The sequence below is a fragment of the Desulfovibrio sp. 1188_IL3213 genome (assembly GCF_036763145.1).
Classification (GTDB): Bacteria; Desulfobacterota; Desulfovibrionia; order Desulfovibrionales; family Desulfovibrionaceae; genus Desulfovibrio.
Genome location: NZ_JBAIYR010000305.1, coordinates 1 through 2922, shown reverse-complemented (window position 1 = coordinate 2922; position 2922 = coordinate 1). Strand labels below are relative to the sequence as shown.

Sequence of the window (2922 nt, the reverse complement as noted above, 5' to 3'; positions counted from 1 at the left end):
TTCCGGCTGCGCGGGCGCTGCGGGAGGCGGTGGCGCTCCCGCAGGAAGAACGGCAGAGCTTGCGGCAGGAGCGGGAGCAAGGCTTGCAAGGGACACGATCATGGCGTTCCCGGGAATCTCCTGAACTGTCTGGAACGAGAAGCCCAGCAAGGCCGACAGAAAAAGGGCGTGCAGAACCAAGGACGCCGCCGGGCCTCTGGCCTTGCGGGTGCGCTGGAAAAACGGGGTTTGCGCGGGAGCGGTATTCTGGGGCAAAACCAGGCAGCCTGCCTGTTCGTGAGCTTTGCCAACGGCATCCTTGCCGTGGTCGTGCTGAGAAGTTATGGCGGCGGGCAAACAGGCAGCAAGGTCGGCGGGCACGCATGGCGGCGGCCCCGACGGCAAACAGGAGCAGAGGTCTGCGGGCAGGCAAATGCCCTCGTCCTGGGGCAGACCGGCCCAAAGTTCGTGGCAGCGGGCATCAGAAGCCCTTGCCGAAGATTTCCGCCTCACACGTTCCCCTTGCGGAATCAGACAGGAACAGCCCACCTGTGGCTCCTGTTTTTTTCTGTTACTTTCTTGAAATACGTGTCACATCAAGCGCCAATATCAAGCGCCCGTGCTGTTCACTGTCAGCCTTGCTGCTGGCCGCTGCCGGCGCAGCCGCCGGGCATGTTCCGGGGTAAATATGCCAGTGTTATCTTTTTTTAAACCGTAACAAAAGATACTGTGCCGGGCATTGCCCGTCAAGGCGGTAAAAATGCCTTGGCCGTTTTTTATGACGTTGTGGCAACGGGTGCAGACGTGCGCGCATCGCGCGGCGGCCCACGCCGGGCGCCCCTGTCATATGCACTGGTGATGCGGCTGAGCGCGGGAACGCTGGGGAAAAGGAGGGGAAATCCTGCCGCAGCAGACTGTACAGCGCTTTTGGCGTGACAGCGCTGCTGTGGCGGCAGCTGTTCCGTGTACAATGTTTGAGCGCATTGCCCTTTGATAGCGTGTCGTATCAAGGGGCAATGCGCTCAAACGGGCGTGTAAAAAATCTTGCGCAGCCATGCCGCCAGTTTTCTGTGGCGAGCGGGCGTCCATCGGCGCGGCCGGGCAATTTCACCGGCAACGCTGTTCTAGACAGTGTCGTCACGAGCGCCTTTCCAGGTATCTCTGCGTCGAACTTCGCCTTTTATTCCGGTCGAGTACCATAAGAGTACACTCCCTGCATAAAAGGCTCGTTCTCCTTGATATACCAAGGAAATTCATCTCGTGACGACACTGTCTAGAGCAGATTAACTTTGAGAATGTATATTCTCAAAGTTTAAGGCACGCTCACTTCAGCGTTTAACCGCGCAGATAAACTGCGCTTACGCCTCCGTAGCGAACGTCTGCTCACGCAGCCGTCCGAGCAATTTCAAAGTGAAATTGCTCTAGCGGGTTGCCGCCGCTTCTTCTTCCCGCGCCCTGATAAGGGCCATGGCCCGGCGGGCAAGCTGGGTAACTTCCGGCTTGGATATCTGGTCGTCCGCGCCCACGCTTTCGCCCTTGTGGCGCAGCTTGTCCGTGATAAGCGAAGAAAACAGGATCACGGGCAGGTTGCTGAGCACATGGTCGGTCTTGATGCGGTGGGTGAGGTTAAGGCCGTCCATGACCGGCATTTCAATGTCCGACACCATAACATGCACAAAGTCCGAGACGGGGCGTCCGTTCTGCTCACAGCGCTGCTTGATGTCTTCAAGCCGGTCCCAGGCGGCGCGGCCGTTGGAGACGACCTCAACGGTAAAGCCCGCCTTTTCCATCAGGTCGCGCAGCATTTCGCGCACCAGGGCCGAGTCGTCGGCCACAAGGGCGCGGTAGCCCTTGTTGGTCCAGTCTTCACCCAAATCGTCCAGGCGCAGTCCCAGTTTGGGATTGAGGTTGGCGACCACCTTTTCCAGATCCAGCAGAAAAATGATGCGGTCTTCAAGCTTGACCACGCCGATAACCGTATTGTTGGAAACGGCGGCCACATACTTGTTCGGCGGCTCCACCTGTTCCCAGCTTATGCGGTGGATGCGGTTGACGCCGGACACCATGAAGGCCGTGGTGACGTTGTTGAATTCCGTCACAATGGTTTTGGGCTGCTCTTCGTTGACGGGGTGGGTTTTGCCGAGCCACATGGCAAGGTCCACCAGAGGAATGATGCGGGAGCGCAGGTTAAAGGCCCCAAGCACGCTCGGGTGCTGCACTTCAGGCAGTTCCGTAACTTTGGGCATGCGGATGATTTCCAGCACTTTCGCCACGTTGACGCCATAATAGCCCCGGTATGAGGCCGGGGTTGCGGGCTGGCCGTTTTCGGCCGTCAGGGGCGCGTCGGTAGAAGGCGGAACGAATTCGTCAAGATAGAATTCCACCACTTCCAGTTCATTGGTGCCGGCCTCTAGTAATATATTAGTCTGGGACATGCTGCCTCCCAAAAAAACGTGTGGCGCGTGCAGGACGTTATTATAGCGAATAAAGCCATTTTTCAGCGGCGTCTATGAGGCTTTTCGGCGTAGATGCGCCAGCCGTAAGGCCCACACGGGGTTTATTTACAAATTTTTCCGGATCAAGCTCTTCGGCGCTCTCCACATGGTAGGTGGCGATGCCGTTGAGCGCGGCCACATCCGCGAGCCGCCGGGTATTGCCGCTCTGTCGTCCCCCAACGACTACCATGACATCCACCGATGAGGCAATGTTTCTGGCTTCTTCCTGCCGCTCGCGGGTGGCGTCGCAGATGGTGGACAAAACAGTAAGGTCGTCCAGGGCGCGGCTCAGATTTTCATGGATGGCGGTAAAGATTTCTCGATCCTGCGTGGTTTGTGAGGCCAGCACGTAGGGCTGCGCGGGGTCAAGGGGCAGGGCCGCCAGTTCCCCGGCATTGCCGAACACGTGGGCCGGGCCGCAGGCGTAGGATATGAGGCCGCGTACCTC

2 protein-coding genes and 1 pseudogene are annotated in these 2922 nt (G+C 58.6%); all 3 read right to left on the bottom strand.

Going from position 1 to position 2922, the window contains the following annotated elements; all coding sequences use genetic code 11:
- The coding region (locus V6C16_RS10655; protein WP_333543175.1) for a hypothetical protein at positions 1 to 492 on the bottom strand (492 nt) is incomplete at its 3' end.
- A gap of 908 nt (positions 493 to 1400) precedes the next feature.
- Positions 1401 to 2414, bottom strand: coding sequence for a chemotaxis protein (locus V6C16_RS10650; protein WP_333535427.1), 1014 nt, complete (start codon positions 2412 to 2414; stop codon positions 1401 to 1403).
- Between the two features lie 40 nt (positions 2415 to 2454).
- Positions 2455 to 2922, bottom strand: a pseudogene (locus V6C16_RS10645) (4-hydroxy-3-methylbut-2-enyl diphosphate reductase); the annotation flags it as partial.